This window comes from Pseudomonas sp. NFPP24 (assembly GCF_900112095.1).
GTDB classification, from domain to species: Bacteria; Pseudomonadota; Gammaproteobacteria; order Pseudomonadales; family Pseudomonadaceae; genus Aquipseudomonas; species Aquipseudomonas extremorientalis.
Genome location: NZ_FOKD01000008.1, coordinates 155,257 through 168,851, shown reverse-complemented (window position 1 = coordinate 168,851; position 13,595 = coordinate 155,257). Strand labels below are relative to the sequence as shown.

Genomic DNA, 13,595 nt, shown 5'->3' with positions numbered 1-13,595 from the left:
CGATTTTTTAGCCGCTGCGCACCATCGATTCAGTAACAAGACCCAGAACACACCATAAAAATTTCAAAAAACGGGTACGACCTCATGCCTCTGCAAAACTCCGTCCTGGCCGACCGCCCGGGCACACCGCACGCCGGCATCGGCGACAAGATCCGCGGCGCCCTGGCCGTGGGTAAAACGCGCTGGGGCATGTTGGCCCTGGTGTTCTTCGCCACCACCCTCAACTACATCGACCGCGCCGCATTGGGCGTGATGCAGCCTATCCTCGCCAAGGAGATGAGCTGGACGGCGATGGACTACGCCAACATCAACTTCTGGTTCCAGGTCGGCTATGCCATCGGCTTTGTGCTGCAGGGCCGCTTGATCGACCGGGTCGGCGTGAAGCGCGTGTTCTTCTGCGCGGTCCTGTTGTGGAGCCTGGCCACCGGCGCCCACGGCCTGGCCACCTCGGCGGTGGGCTTCATGGTCTGTCGTTTCATTCTCGGGCTGACCGAAGCCGCCAACTACCCGGCCTGCGTCAAGACCACGCGCCTGTGGTTCCCGGCCGGTGAACGGGCAGTGGCCACCGGTATCTTCAACGCCGGCACCAACGTGGGTGCGATGATGACGCCGATGCTGCTGCCGTTGATCCTGCACGTGTGGGGCTGGCAGGCGGCGTTCCTGTGCATGTCGGCGCTCGGCGGGATCTGGCTGCTGTTCTGGGGCTTGAAGTACTTCAACCCGGAAGACCACCCCACCGTCAAACAATCCGAACTGGACTACGTGCAACAGGAAGTCGAACCGGAACAACCCCGCGTGCCCTTCAGCCGCATCCTGCGCATGCGTGGCACCTGGGCCTTCGCCCTCGCCTACTCGATGACCGCGCCGGTGTTCTGGTTCTACCTGTACTGGCTGCCGCCGTTCCTGAACCAGCAATACAACCTGGGCATCAACGTGACCCAGATGGGTATCCCGCTGATCATCATCTACCTGACCGCCGACTTCGGCAGCGTGGGGGGTGGGATTCTGTCGTCGTTCCTGATCGGCCGAGGCATGAACTCGATCAAGGCGCGGCTGCTGTCGATGCTGCTGTTTGCCTGCTGCATCGTCGGCGTGATCATGGCCGCCGGTTCCAGCCAGCTGTGGGTCGCGGTGTTCGCCATCTCCCTGGCGATTGGCGCACACCAGGCCTGGACCGCCAACATCTGGAGCCTGGTGATGGACTACACACCCAAGCACATGATGAGCACGGTGTTCGGTTTTGGTGGCATGTGCGCGGCCATCGGCGGCATGTTCATGACCCAGATCGTCGGCCATATCCTCACGGTCACGAACAACAACTACACGGTGTTGTTCACCCTGATCCCGGCGATGTACTTCATTGCGCTGACCTGGATGTACTTCATGGCGCCGCGCAAGATCCCTACCGTGGACGTTTGATCTACCGTCTCAGCTACCGGCGCCGCTGCTGCCAGGCAGCGGCCAGCCCGCTCATGCAGATCACCCCGATACCGACCACCGTGGTCAGGTCCGGGGTGTGGTTGAACACCAGCCAGCCCAACAACCCCGCGAACACGATCTGGCAATAGCCAAACGGCGCCAGCAAGGCCGGTGCCGCGAAGCGGAACGCCTGGGTCAGCATCAAATGCGCGGTCATCCCGCAGGTGCCCAGGGCCAGCATCAACACGCCGTGCCACAGCGTCGGCACTTGCCAGAAAAACGGCACCATCGCACTCATCACCAAGGTATTGCACAGACCGGCGAAGAAGTTGCTGGTGGTGGGCGTGTCGTATTGGCTGAGAATGCGCGTGAGCAGTTGGTAGAAGCAGAAGAACAGCGCCGAACACAGGGGCAACAAGACCGCCGGGGTGAACAGTTCGCCGCCCGGGTGGATGATGACCAGCACCCCGACAAACCCGCAGATCACCGCCAGCCACTGGCCACGCGTCACATGTTCGCCGAGCAGCGGCACCGAGAGCGCCGTTACCAGGATCGGTGCAAGGAAGTTCACCGCCGTGGCTTCCGCCAGGGGGATGAAGTGCAGCGCCGAGGTGAAAAACAGGCTGGTGCCCAACAGGCACAGCGCCCGCACCACCTGCATCCCCGGCCGCTTGCTGCGCAGCACGCGCAAGCCCGATTGCGGCAGGAAGATGCCGGCCATCAAGAGGGTGTGCACCAGGTAACGCGCCCACACCACCATCACGATCGGGTAGAACCCGGCCAGGTATTTGGACAAGGCGTCATGGCTGGAGAACAGGAACGTCGCCAGTACAATCAGCAAAATGCCTTTGAAGGGGTGGTTGACGCCGGAAAGGGGGGTGCTGACAGTCATGGAATTCTCTTGCGTGGCGAGCTGAACGCGTGGCACTCAACCCGGTAATCTAGCAGCCGGGCCTGCGTCTGCCCCTAGAGCATAACCAAACACCGTGCGAACAGCGCACTAAATCACGGGATTCGAGTCCAACGCTGCACGTTGACCGCCGTGTTGCACACTTTTTAATCAAGGCCTTGCTGCTATGAAAAAAATCCTCTTTGTCCTGTCTGCCCTTGCCCTGCTCACCGCGTGCAACCAGCAAGAGCAGCCAGCCCCCAAGCCGGCACCGGCGTCCGTGCAGGCCACCCTGGTGCCGGCAACGCCGCCCACCGACAAATGGCTCGGCAAGTGGATCGGCGTAGAAGGCCTCTACCTCACCATCGCCAAGGACGACAGTATTGGCCGTGGTCACTACATTCTGACCATGAAATATGGCCTTGATGACGACGACTCCGGCACCTTCAAAGGTGAAGCCAACGAAGACGGCATCGCCTTTACCCGCCCGGACGGCCCCCAGCAATTGAGCGCCGGCGACGGCGAAGCCACCGGTTTGAAATGGTTGGCGGATAAAAAGGATTGCCTGATTGTCGATACCGGCGAAGGCTATTGCCGCGATTAACGGCCATACTCTTCCCCAATTAATGTAGGACCGTTCACCAAGAGGATTGCCCCATGCTATGGAAAAAAGGCCGACGCAGCGACAACGTGGTCGACGCCCGCGATGACAGCGGCGGTGGTGGGGGCGGTATGCGCTTTGGGGGCGGCAAGGGCCTGAGCCTCACGGCCATCGTGCTGATTGTCGGCATCGGCTGGTTGACCGGCCAGGACCCGTTGCAGATCCTCGGCCAACTGACCGGCCAGATGGAACAGGCACCCTCGGTGAGTACGCAGACACGTCAGGCGCCGCCGGCCAACGATGAGCAAGCAGACTTTGTCCGCGCCGTGCTGGGCGATACCGAAGACACCTGGGGCCAGGTGTTCCAGGAAAACGGCCTGGCCTACAAGAATCCGAAACTGATTCTGTTCCGTGGCCGGGTCAATTCCGCCTGCGGGGGAGCCACCTCGGCCAGCGGCCCGTTCTATTGCCCGGCTGACCAGCAGGTGTACCTGGACCTGGATTTCTTCCGGGAAATGTCGCAGCGCTTCCAGGCCGCCGGTGATTTCGCCCAGGCCTACGTGATCGCCCACGAAGTCGGGCATCACGTGCAGACCTTGCTGGGCATCTCGTCGAAAATCCAGGCCGCACGCCAGCAGGGTCGGCCGATGCAAGGTGATGGCGGCCTGCTGGTGCGCCAGGAACTGCAGGCCGACTGCTTCGCCGGGGTCTGGGCCAACCGTGCGCAAAAGCGCCTCAACTGGCTGGAACCCGGCGATATCGAAGAAGCACTGAACGCGGCCAACGCCATTGGCGATGACCGCTTGCAGCAACAGGGTCAGGGGCGTGTTGTGCCGGACTCGTTTACCCACGGCACCTCGGCACAGCGGGTTCGCTGGTTCAAGACCGGCTTCGCCCAGGGCCAGATCACTCAATGCGACACGTTTACCGCCAAGAGTCTTTAAATGAATAAACGATTGGGATGGCTGCTGGGCTTGTTAGTCACGTGTTCAACCTGGGCCGCCGAACACGGCGTCAAGGACGTCAGCCCCCATCGTTTCCACCTGGAGGCCGGCGATCTCAGCCTCGGTTTGAGCCAGGATTGGCGCCAGCCACTGCCCCAGGTCACCCGCGCATTGATCATCGTGCACGGCCGCCTGCGCAATGCGCAAACCTACCTGCAAAGCGCCGAAGACGCCGCCGAGCACGCAGGCCAGAGCGCCAACACACTGGTGATTGCGCCGCAGTTTCTGAATGCGTCCGACGTCAAGCGCAACCACCTGGACAATCAGGTACTGCGCTGGAACGGCAATGACTGGATGGCCGGCGAGCCCTCCACCGGTCCGGGACACATCAGTTCCTACGGCGCCCTCGACCAGATCATCAAGCACCTGGGCAACCGCACGCTGTTCCCGGCGCTGAAGGAAATCGTCGTGGCCGGCCACTCCGGTGGCGGCCAGGTGGTGCAGCGCTTCGCCCTCACCGGGCACGACCATCCGCTGCTGCAAACCGAAGGCATCAGCCTGCGTTACGTGGTGGCCAACCCTTCGTCCTACGCCTACTTCACCCCACAACGCCCAGTGAAGTTCGACACGGCGAGTTGCCCAGGCTTCAACGACTGGAAGTACGGCCTGCAAGACCTGCCCGACTACGCCAAGGGCCAGAGCGCCCAACAGCTGGAGCAGGCTTACGTGTCACGCAATATCACCTACCTGCTGGGCCAGCAGGACACCGACCCGAACCACCCGGCGCTGGACAAAAGCTGCGCCGCCGAGACCCAGGGCGCGTACCGCCTGATTCGTGGGCACAACTATTTTGACTACCTCAAGCAGCGGCACCCGCAGTTGAGTCACACGCTGGTGGAAGTGCCGGGAGTGGGGCATAACGGGGATGGGATGTTTACGTCGCCCGAGGGCCAGAAAGTACTGTTCACGCCATAACCTGTGGGAGGGGGCTTGCCCCCGATTGCGGTCTGCCAACTACACATGTGCTGATTTATACACCGCTATCGGGGGCAAGCCCCCTCCCACAGTTGATCTCTATTGTCTGGGCTGGATCATCTGGTGCAGCACCGCGCAGTCCGATGCATGCCAATCCGCCAACTCCGGCCACGGGTTCTCCGGCAGATTCACCAACACCGTTCGCGTCCCCGCCGCCCGGCCGCAGTCCAGGTCAAAGCGGTAATCACCGACCATCACCATCTCGCTTGGCGCCACATCCCACGCCGCCGCGAGTTTCAGCAGGCCGTCCGGATCCGGCTTCGGTTGCGCATCGTCACGCCCCAGTACGTCCTCCATGGCAAAACAGTCCGCCAGGCCAATCGCGTCCAGGGTGATATGCGCCAACTCCCGCGCATTGCGCGTCAGGATGCCCAGGCGATAGCCACGCCCGGCCAGTTCGCGCACCAGTTCTACCGCGCCTTCGGCGGCCACCGACTCCAACGCCAGCTCACGCTCGTGCTCCAGCAACCAGGCATGCTTGGCCGCCGCAACCTCCTTCGGCAACGCCGCCAGGTGCGTGAGGATGTCGTCTTCAGGTGGAATCTCCAGGGCCACGCGAATGGCCGCGAAATCATGCACGGCCACCGTCAGGGTGCCGTCCATGTCGAACACCCAATGTTTAACCTCTGTCAGGCTCATGCCCAATCCTTGCGATGGCGAATCAGGCCTTCCTGGGTGACCGAGGCCACCAGTTGCCCGGCGCGGTTGTACACGCTGCCTCGGGAGAACCCCCTGGAATTGCCGGCCCACGGGCTGTCCATGGCGTAGAGCAACCAGTCATCGGCACGCAGGTCGGCGTGGAACCACAGCGCGTGATCGAGGCTGGCGACCTGCATGTCTTTCTGCCACACGGTTTTGCCGTGGGGCAGCAGCGAAGTGGTCAGCAGGCCGAAGTCCGAGGCGTAGGCCAGCAGGTATTTGTGCAGCGCCGGTGCATCGGCCAGGGCGCCGTCGGCGCGGAACCACACGTACTTGACCGGGTCGGACGGTTGCGGGTTGAACGGGTCTTTCTCGGTGACCGGGCGCACTTCGATCGGCTTGGGGCACAGCAGCTTGTCGCGCATGTGCTCGGGGATCAGGTGCGCGCGTTGCTGGGTCAGTTCCAGCTCCGACGGCAGGTTTTCCGGGCCGACTACCACCGGCATGGTGCTCTGATGCGCAAAACCTTCTTCGTCATATTGGAAGGATGCACTGCAGGTGAAGATCGGGTGGCCCTTCTGGATCGCGGTCACGCGACGCGTGCTGAAACTGCCGCCATCCCGCACGCGGTCCACCGAGTACACCACCGGTAATTTCGCGTCGCCGGGGCGCAGGAAGTAACCGTGCAGCGAATGCACATGCCGCGCTTCTTCTACGGTCTGGCTGGCCGCCGACAGCGACTGGCCGAGCACCTGGCCGCCGAACAGTTGGCGAAAACCCAGGTCCTGGCTGCGGCCACGAAAGAGGTTTTCCTCGATCGGCTCCAGGGTCAGCAGGTCCACCAGATCTTCCAATACTTGGCTCATAGAGCAACTCCTAAAATCTATCGGGCATTCCGGGCTGCCTATCCGTGCAGCGTGTCCAACCATTGGGCGCGGGTGATGCGGTACAAAACATGATGGCGCAGCGGGTCATCGGCTGCGACCTTGGGGTGTTCAAAATCTGCCTGGGGATCGTAATGCATACCGATGGCCTGCATGACTTTTTGTGATGGCAGATTGGATTCGGTGGTGAAGGCGACAATCTCGTCCAGGTTCAGACGATCAAAACCACAGCGCAATGCGGTCCACGCGGCCTCGCTGGCATAGCCCAGGCCCCAGTGTTCGCGAGCCAGGCGCCAGCCGATTTCCACCGCCGGGGTAAAGTCGGCATCGAAGCTGACATTCAGCAACCCGGTGAGACCGATGAATTCCCCCGTGTCCTTGCGTTGCAACGCCCACAGGCCAAAGCCGTATTCGGCGAAGTGGCCACGAATCCGCCCGATCAACGCGGCGCTTTCCAGGTGGCTCAGTGTGGCCGGGAAATAACGCATCACCTGCGGGTCGGCGCACATGCGCGCAAAGTCCGGCAGGTCGCTGTCGCGCCATTGGCGCAACAAAAGGCGTGCGCTTTCCAATTCGAGTATCGGCTCCATGGGTCCCCTCCCTTGCCATGTGCGTGAGTGTACAACGCGGGTAAGATGCGTCGCAGGTTCCCGTCAGAAAATCCCATGCCTCTGCCATTGATCTACCACGATGACTACAGCCCCGAGTTCCCGGCGGACCACCGGTTCCCCATGGACAAGTTCCGCCTGCTGCGCGACCACCTGGTGTCCACCGGACTGACCGAGGACAGCCAACTGCTGCGCCCGCAGCTGTGCCCGCCAGAGATTCTGGCCCTGGCCCATGACGCTGGGTATATCGAACGCTACATGGGCGGCGAGTTGTCCCGCGAGGACCAACGTCGCCTCGGCCTGCCCTGGAACGAAGCCCTGGCCCGGCGCACCGTGCGCGCGGTCGGTGGCTCCATCCTGGCAGCGGAGCAAGCACTGGAACACGGCCTGGCCTGCCACCTTGCAGGCGGCACCCACCACGCTCACTACGATTACCCGGCGGGCTTCTGCATCTTCAATGACCTGGCGGTGATCAGCCATTACCTGCTTGCCAGTGGCCGGGTCAACCGCGTGCTGATCTTCGATTGCGACGTGCACCAGGGCGATGGCACGGCACGCATCCTCCACGACACGCCGGACGCCATCACCGTATCGCTGCACTGCGAAAAGAACTTCCCGGCCCGCAAGGCCCAGAGTGACTGGGACATCCCTCTGCCGATGGGCATGGGCGACGCCGATTACCTCAAGGTGGTGGACGACGCGCTCAACTACCTGCTGCCGCTCTACCAGCCGGACCTGGTGCTGTACGACGCCGGCGTCGATGTGCACAAGGACGACGCCCTCGGTTACCTCAAGCTGACAGACCAAGGCGTCGCCGCCCGCGACGAAAGCGTGATGCGCCACTGCCTGGGCCGCAACATCCCGGTGATGGGCGTGATCGGCGGCGGCTACAGCAAGGACCGCCCGGCCCTGGCCCGCCGCCACGGCATTCTGCACCACAGTGCGCAACGGGTATGGACGTCATCAGGTTGTCACTGAACTGTGAGCGTTACCCACAATGCCTGTGGAACCACCTGTGGATAACTTGAGTGTAAGCGTGTGAGAGCTACTAATCATAAGGCCTGTAGGAAGCTGTACGTTTTTTGATCAGGCGTTTTCACTCTCGTCGGGTAGAATGCTCGGCTAATTTATGCGAGCGCAGCCCATGCCCGATACCCCTCCCCCACACGTCATCATCATCGGCGGCGGCCCTGCCGGATTGATGGCCGCCGAAGTCCTGAGCCAGGCGGGCGTACGGGTGGACCTGTACGACGGCATGCCGTCCGTGGGGCGCAAGTTCCTGCTGGCCGGCGTGGGCGGCATGAACATCACCCACTCCGAGGCGTACCCGGCGTTTCTGTCGCGCTATGCCGAACGTGCGCCGCACATGGCGCCACTGCTGCGTAGTTTTGGGGCCGAGGCGTTGTGCGAGTGGATTCATGGCTTGGGGATCAAGACCTTTGTCGGCAGCTCGGGCCGAGTGTTTCCTACAGATATGAAAGCCGCCCCGCTGCTGCGCGCCTGGCTCAAGCGTCTGCGCGACCAGGGCGTGGTTATCCACACCCGGCATCGTTGGGTAGGCTGGAATGCCGAGGGCGACTTACTTATCCACAGCCCCGAAGGCGAAAAAACGGTCCGCAGCGATGCCGTGCTGCTGGCGCTGGGCGGCGGCAGCTGGTCGCGCCTGGGCTCGGACGGTGCGTGGCTCCCGTTGCTGGCGGATCGCGGCGTGCCCTGCGCCCCGCTGCAACCGAGCAACTGCGGTTTCGAGGTGTCGGCCTGGAGCGAATTGATGGTCAGCAAATTCGCTGGCGCGCCGTTGAAAAACGTCGCCATCGGGCTGGGGGACGACAAGCCTCGGCTGGGCGAATGCGTGATCACCGCTACCGGCATCGAAGGCAGCTTGATCTACGCGCTGGCCGCGCCGATTCGCGAAGCGATCAACCGCGACGGTGCGGCCACCGTGCATATCGACCTTTTGCCGGGCAAGCCGCTGGACAAGGTCCTGGCTGCCCTGGCCAAGCCGCGTGGTTCGCGCTCGATGAGCAAACACCTGCACAGTCAGTTGGGGTTGGAGGGGGTCAAAGCGGCACTGCTGCGTGAGTTGGCGCCGGGTGAGCACTTCAACGATCCGGCGAAGTTGGCGGTGGCGATCAAGGCGCTGCCATTGACGCTGGTGAAGACACGGCCGATGGATGAGGCCATCAGCACCGCAGGCGGCGTGCAGTTTGAGGCGCTGGATGAGCGCTTGATGCTCAAGCAGTTGCCGGGAGTGTTTTGTGCGGGGGAGATGCTGGATTGGGAAGCGCCGACCGGGGGGTATTTGCTGACGGGGTGTTTTGCCAGCGGCCGGGCGGCTGGGCGGGGGATGTTGGAGTGGCTCAATCGCTGAGATTGCGGTGAATTCAAAGCCGCCATCGGGGGCAAGCCCCCTCCCACATTTGACTGTATTCACAAATCAAAGTGTGGGAGGGGGCTTGCCCCCGATGAGGCCATCAGCCGCGCTGAAGAACTTACTTCTTCTTGCGCGGCCCGGTATTAAAAACGGGCACCTTGCGCACCGGCTTGATCGAAGGCTCCGCCGGCGTCACTTCACCGCTGTCCACCCACTTGCCCAGGTTGCGCTTACCGCCACCACCGGACGTTTTAGGCTTCTTCGGTTTCTTCGGCTTCTTTACCACCTGCCCGCTGGCGTCGGTGTCCGGCACGCGGTGCTCCGGTTCGAAGTCCGGCTCCATCTTGCGGGTCAGGGTCTGACGCGTGAGCATCTCGATGGCCGACAGCATGTTCACTTCATCGGCACACACCAGGGAAATCGCCTCACCGGTATTGCCCGCACGCCCGGTACGGCCGATTCGGTGGATGTAGTCTTCAGCCACGATCGGCAAGTCGAAGTTGACCACCAGCGGCAAGTCTTCGATGTCCAGGCCACGGGCTGCCACATCAGTGGCTACCAGGATCTGCACTTCACTGGATTTGAAACGGTCCAGCGCACGTTGGCGGGTCGCTTGAGGCTTGTCGCCATGGATGCCGTCGGCATTGATGCCCAGGCCCTGCAACTTATCCACCAGCGCATCCACGCCGTTACGGGTCTTGGCGAACACCAGCACCTGCTTCCAGCGGCCTTTGCGCATCAGGTGCACAAACAGCTCCGGCTTGCGCTTCTTGTCCACCGGCACGATCCACTGCTTCACGGTGTTGGCAGCAACGTTGCGCGGGCTGACTTCGATGCTCAGCGGGTCGTTGAGCATCTGCCCGGCCAGCAGGCGGATGTCATCGGAGAAGGTCGCGGAGAACAGCAGGGTCTGGCGCTTTTTCGGCAGCATGCGGTAGATGTTCGCCAGCTCTTCCGAGAAGCCCAGGTCGAGCATGCGGTCGGCTTCGTCGAGCACCAGGGTTTGCAGTTGGTTGAGCTTCAGCGCGTTCTGGCGGAACAGGTCGATCAGGCGACCGGGCGTGGCGACCAGAATGTCGACGCCCTTGCGCAGCTTCATCATCTGCGGGTTGATGCTCACGCCGCCGTACACCGCGTAGGTGGTGAGTGGCAGGTGTTGGGCGTACTCGGCGACGCTGGCGTGCACCTGCTCGGCCAGCTCGCGGGTCGGGCACAGGATCAGCGCACGCGCCGAGTTGGCGGCGACTTTCGGCCCTTCCATCGTCAGCAGTTGCAGGAGCGGCAGGGCGAAACCGGCGGTCTTGCCGGTGCCGGTCTGGGCCGCGGCCATCAGGTCGCGACCGGCCAGCACTGCCGGAATGGCTTGCGCCTGCACCGGCGTCGGGGTCTGGTAGCCAAGCGTCTCAAGGGCGCGCAGCAAAGGTTCGATCAGGCCAAGGGTGGCGAAAGTCATGTGTTTACCGTAGGAAAAATTCAGCGCAAGGTCGCAATGCGCCGCAGTTTACCTTATTTCCGGCTTGGGCTTGCGCCACTGGGGCAGGCTGATCAGCAGGACGGCGCTAATGATCACCAGCATCGCCAGGGCTTCTTCCAGCCCGATGGTCTCGCCCACGAATACAATCCCCAGCAATACCGCCACCGCCGGGTTGACGTAGGCATAGCTGGTCGCCGCCGCCGGGCGTACGTGCTTGAGCAGGTACATGTAGGCATTGAAGGCGATGATCGAGCCGAATACCGTCAGATAGGCCAGGGCCAGCCAGCCTTCCAGCGGCGGCGCGGCCTGCAGGCGTTCACCGGATAGCGCGCTGACGAACAACAGCGCCACACCGGCGACCAGCATCTCCGCAGCACTGGCCATCGCGCCCTGGGGCAACGGCAATTGCCGGCTCCACACCGAACCAAACGCCCAGGAAGCCGCCGCCACCAACAGCAACACAGCACCCATCGGGCTCGACTGCAACGTGCTGCCCATATTGAGCATGGCGATGCCGATGATCCCCAGAATCACCCCCGCCCACTCCAAGCGAGTGTTGCGCGCGCCCCAGAAATACCCACACAGCAAGGTGAACAACGGCACCGTCGCCACGGCCAGCGCCGCCACGCCGGAAGACACCCCCATGTGTTCCGCCACGCTGACACCGCCGTTGCCCACGGTGAGCAGCAAAAGACCAATCATCCCGGCTGCTTTCCACTGCGGCCACGTCGGCGCCGGCACCCCACGCCAGCGCAGGAAGCCATACATCAACGCCCCCGCCGTGCAAAACCGAATCCCCGCCAGCAACAACGGCGGCCAGTACTCAACGCCGATGCGAATCACCAGATAGGTGGACCCCCAGATCACATACAGCGCAAAAAAAGCGGCGATCAACGGTAAGGGAAAGCGACGTGGGCCAGGCATTGGGCAGCTCTATGGCAGGAGATGGGAGGCTTATTCTAAAAAGACAGGTCGTTAAACATAAGTTACAAAACCTGTTTAAAACGCCGTTACACTTTTCAAAGCATGGTTGTGAAGGCTATAAACCGTGCTTTCGAAAGTCACGCGTAACCGGAGCCTTATCATGGACAAATACGACCGCATGCTCCTCAGCGCCCTGCTCGAAGACGGCCGCGCGTCCTACGCGCAACTGGCCCGCACGGTAAACCTCTCCGCCCCTGCCGTGGCCGAGCGCGTGGCCAAATTGGAGGCCAGCGGGGTGATCACCGGGTATCAGGCCAAGGTGGATTTATCCAAGGTGGGGTTGCCGATCCAGTGCGTGATTGAACTGCGGTTGACCAATCATGGCAGTCAGAAGGTGTACGACGCGCTGGCGGAAATTCCCGAGCTGACAGAATGCCATCGGGTGACCGGCGACCCGTGCGTGATCATGCAGGCGGCGGTGGGGTCGATGCCGGAGTTGGAGAATTTGATCAACCGGATCGCGAAGTTCGGGTTCAGCAAGACCTCGATTATTTTGTCGAGTGCGATAGAGAGGCGGGTGCCGTTGGGGCAGTTGGAGGGCAATGGGAAAAATGGTGGCTGAACCGCCGCCATCGCAGGCAAGCCAGCTCCCACAGTTGAAATGCATTCCAACGGCGGGAGCTGGCTTGCCTGCGATGACGTCAGTTGCATCAAAGCAGACTTGAGCGCTCAACAATCAAATCGACAATCTGCTTGATCGTGGTGATGTGATCCCAATCCGCCTGAGTGGCTTGCAGATTGAATTGCCACTTGATCTGCATGACGAAGCAGGTCAGGTCGTCATCAATAATCTTGAAGTCGCGGATGAAATCCGTTTGTTCCGTCACCTGGCTTCGGTCGATGAAGCCAATGATGTCGACGAACAGTTGAATCACCTTTTCGCTGATCTCGGCCCTGGTCAGATTACCGTCCATTTCTTGCCTCATAGGCACACTTACCAATACTGATTAAATCAAAGACGGCCAGTCCTGCAGCAACGAAGGGAATACCTCGCCCGATAATGCCAAATACCCGGACTGTGCCAAACGTTGCCTTGGCCATCCTAGCCATTGTGGGCTGCCTGATTAGCGTGCGAGGGAAAAAGCGCATGCCAATGAGGCTAGCCAGGTTTGTCGTTTTGCTTGAACCCACGTGAACCCAAGTACCCACGGCTATTTTGCTGATTGGTATGCCTGCCGACGCGGTGACAAATGTTGCTGCCGTCAACCCATAGTGCTCCTGAGTGCATTTCCAGAGGTCCTCAGCCGTGGTGTTTGGACCCGTCGAATCGGCATAAATGGGTTTAAGCAGGTGATAACTGCCGCCGCTGCTAATACCTGGGGAGTTCGGCAGTGCCATGACCGCAGGACAGCTTGTCATCGAGTTACCCAAATGAAACGCCAGGCTAGAGGTTGAGCCTAGATCAATACGATTTAACCCGAGTTCGAGGTGACTTCTCATGATCGCTGTATGAAGATCGCTTTCCCGCATGCCTGTAATCCCTGTACGTAAATGGCAGGCGGGATGGTAGGTCGCAAAAAGAGGTGGTAGGCGAATGAAGCGGAAAAACAGAAGGGTCCTACGCAGCACTAGGATTCTGCCTACTGACCATTCAGAAACCCGCCTTCAAAAGCCAGGTTTTCAATGGCCAGCAAGACCCATCTCTTTCATTTGAAGGACGTTTCCGAGAGAATCCGACGGCCTTGTTTCCGTCGGATCAGGTAGCTAGTCTCGCTGCTTCATCGAATGTTCGGTGAACGGACGT

At 61.5% G+C, this 13,595-nt stretch carries 15 protein-coding genes; 7 read left to right on the top strand and 8 right to left on the bottom strand.

From position 1 onward, the window contains the following. Positions 1-84: 84 nt before the first annotated feature. A complete protein-coding gene (locus BM026_RS18825) occupies positions 85-1,419 on the top strand; it encodes an MFS transporter (RefSeq protein WP_092248230.1) in 1,335 nt (444 codons plus the stop codon). Positions 1,420-1,432: 13 nt separating this feature from the next. Here BM026_RS18825 and BM026_RS18820 read toward each other — a convergent pair whose 3' ends face one another. After that, complete coding sequence (locus BM026_RS18820; RefSeq protein WP_071489933.1) at positions 1,433-2,311, bottom strand: DMT family transporter; 879 nt, start codon at positions 2,309-2,311, stop codon at positions 1,433-1,435. Between the two features lie 184 nt (positions 2,312-2,495). Here BM026_RS18820 and BM026_RS18815 point away from each other — a divergent pair, with 184 nt between their 5' ends. From BM026_RS18815 to BM026_RS18805, 3 genes are read left to right on the top strand one after another with little or no spacing between them, the layout of a single operon-like run. Further along, the gene (locus BM026_RS18815) at positions 2,496-2,912 is read left to right on the top strand and encodes a membrane lipoprotein lipid attachment site-containing protein (RefSeq protein ID WP_071489932.1); all 417 of its coding nucleotides are present in this window, start codon (positions 2,496-2,498) and stop codon (positions 2,910-2,912) included. A gap of 53 nt (positions 2,913-2,965) precedes the next feature. Next, entirely contained in the window at positions 2,966-3,853 is an 888-nt protein-coding gene (locus tag BM026_RS18810) for a KPN_02809 family neutral zinc metallopeptidase (protein WP_092248227.1), read from the top strand. Continuing rightward, entirely contained in the window at positions 3,854-4,828 is a 975-nt protein-coding gene (locus BM026_RS18805) for a hypothetical protein (RefSeq protein WP_093529669.1), read from the top strand. A 99-nt stretch (positions 4,829-4,927) separates the two neighbouring features. Here BM026_RS18805 and BM026_RS18800 read toward each other — a convergent pair whose 3' ends face one another. Genes BM026_RS18800 through BM026_RS18790 form a run of 3 tightly spaced genes read right to left on the bottom strand, consistent with a single transcriptional unit; the run spans position 4,928 to position 7,001 of the window. Next, positions 4,928-5,527, bottom strand: coding sequence for an HAD family hydrolase (locus BM026_RS18800; RefSeq protein ID WP_092248221.1), 600 nt, complete (start codon positions 5,525-5,527; stop codon positions 4,928-4,930). Continuing rightward, on the bottom strand, positions 5,524-6,393 hold the full coding sequence (gene tesB, locus BM026_RS18795) for an acyl-CoA thioesterase II (RefSeq protein WP_092248219.1): 870 nt from the start codon (positions 6,391-6,393) through the stop codon (positions 5,524-5,526). The genes BM026_RS18800 and tesB overlap by 4 nt, the downstream gene beginning before the upstream one ends. A 38-nt stretch (positions 6,394-6,431) precedes the next feature. After that, positions 6,432-7,001 (bottom strand): GNAT family N-acetyltransferase, encoded by a 570-nt coding sequence (locus BM026_RS18790; protein WP_071489928.1) that lies wholly within the window; start codon positions 6,999-7,001, stop codon positions 6,432-6,434. 75 nt (positions 7,002-7,076) lie between these two features. Between BM026_RS18790 and BM026_RS18785 the strand changes: the two genes are divergently transcribed. Both BM026_RS18785 and BM026_RS18780 read left to right on the top strand, forming a co-directional pair. After that, on the top strand, positions 7,077-7,997 hold the full coding sequence (locus BM026_RS18785; protein WP_093125762.1) for a histone deacetylase family protein: 921 nt from the start codon (positions 7,077-7,079) through the stop codon (positions 7,995-7,997). 166 nt (positions 7,998-8,163) lie between these two features. Beyond that, a complete protein-coding gene (locus BM026_RS18780) occupies positions 8,164-9,390 on the top strand; it encodes a TIGR03862 family flavoprotein (RefSeq protein WP_093529667.1) in 1,227 nt (408 codons plus the stop codon). Between the two features lie 121 nt (positions 9,391-9,511). Here the strand turns inward: BM026_RS18780 and BM026_RS18775 are convergent, their stop codons facing one another. Then, complete coding sequence (locus BM026_RS18775) at positions 9,512-10,846, bottom strand: RNA helicase RhlE1 (protein WP_071489925.1); 1,335 nt, start codon at positions 10,844-10,846, stop codon at positions 9,512-9,514. Positions 10,847-10,894: 48 nt separating this feature from the next. Then, positions 10,895-11,791 (bottom strand): drug/metabolite exporter YedA, encoded by an 897-nt coding sequence (yedA, locus tag BM026_RS18770; RefSeq protein WP_092248213.1) that lies wholly within the window; start codon positions 11,789-11,791, stop codon positions 10,895-10,897. A 160-nt stretch (positions 11,792-11,951) separates the two neighbouring features. Between yedA and BM026_RS18765 the strand changes: the two genes are divergently transcribed. Beyond that, entirely contained in the window at positions 11,952-12,413 is a 462-nt protein-coding gene (locus BM026_RS18765; protein ID WP_058427742.1) for an Lrp/AsnC family transcriptional regulator, read from the top strand. A gap of 88 nt (positions 12,414-12,501) precedes the next feature. Here BM026_RS18765 and BM026_RS18760 read toward each other — a convergent pair whose 3' ends face one another. Beyond that, positions 12,502-12,765, bottom strand: coding sequence for an acyl carrier protein (locus tag BM026_RS18760; RefSeq protein ID WP_093529665.1), 264 nt, complete (start codon positions 12,763-12,765; stop codon positions 12,502-12,504). Next, positions 12,755-13,321: a hypothetical protein gene (locus BM026_RS18755; protein WP_093529663.1), complete on the bottom strand. Its 567-nt coding sequence runs from the start codon at positions 13,319-13,321 to the stop codon at positions 12,755-12,757. The genes BM026_RS18760 and BM026_RS18755 overlap by 11 nt, the downstream gene beginning before the upstream one ends. Between the last annotated feature and the right edge of the window lie 274 nt (positions 13,322-13,595).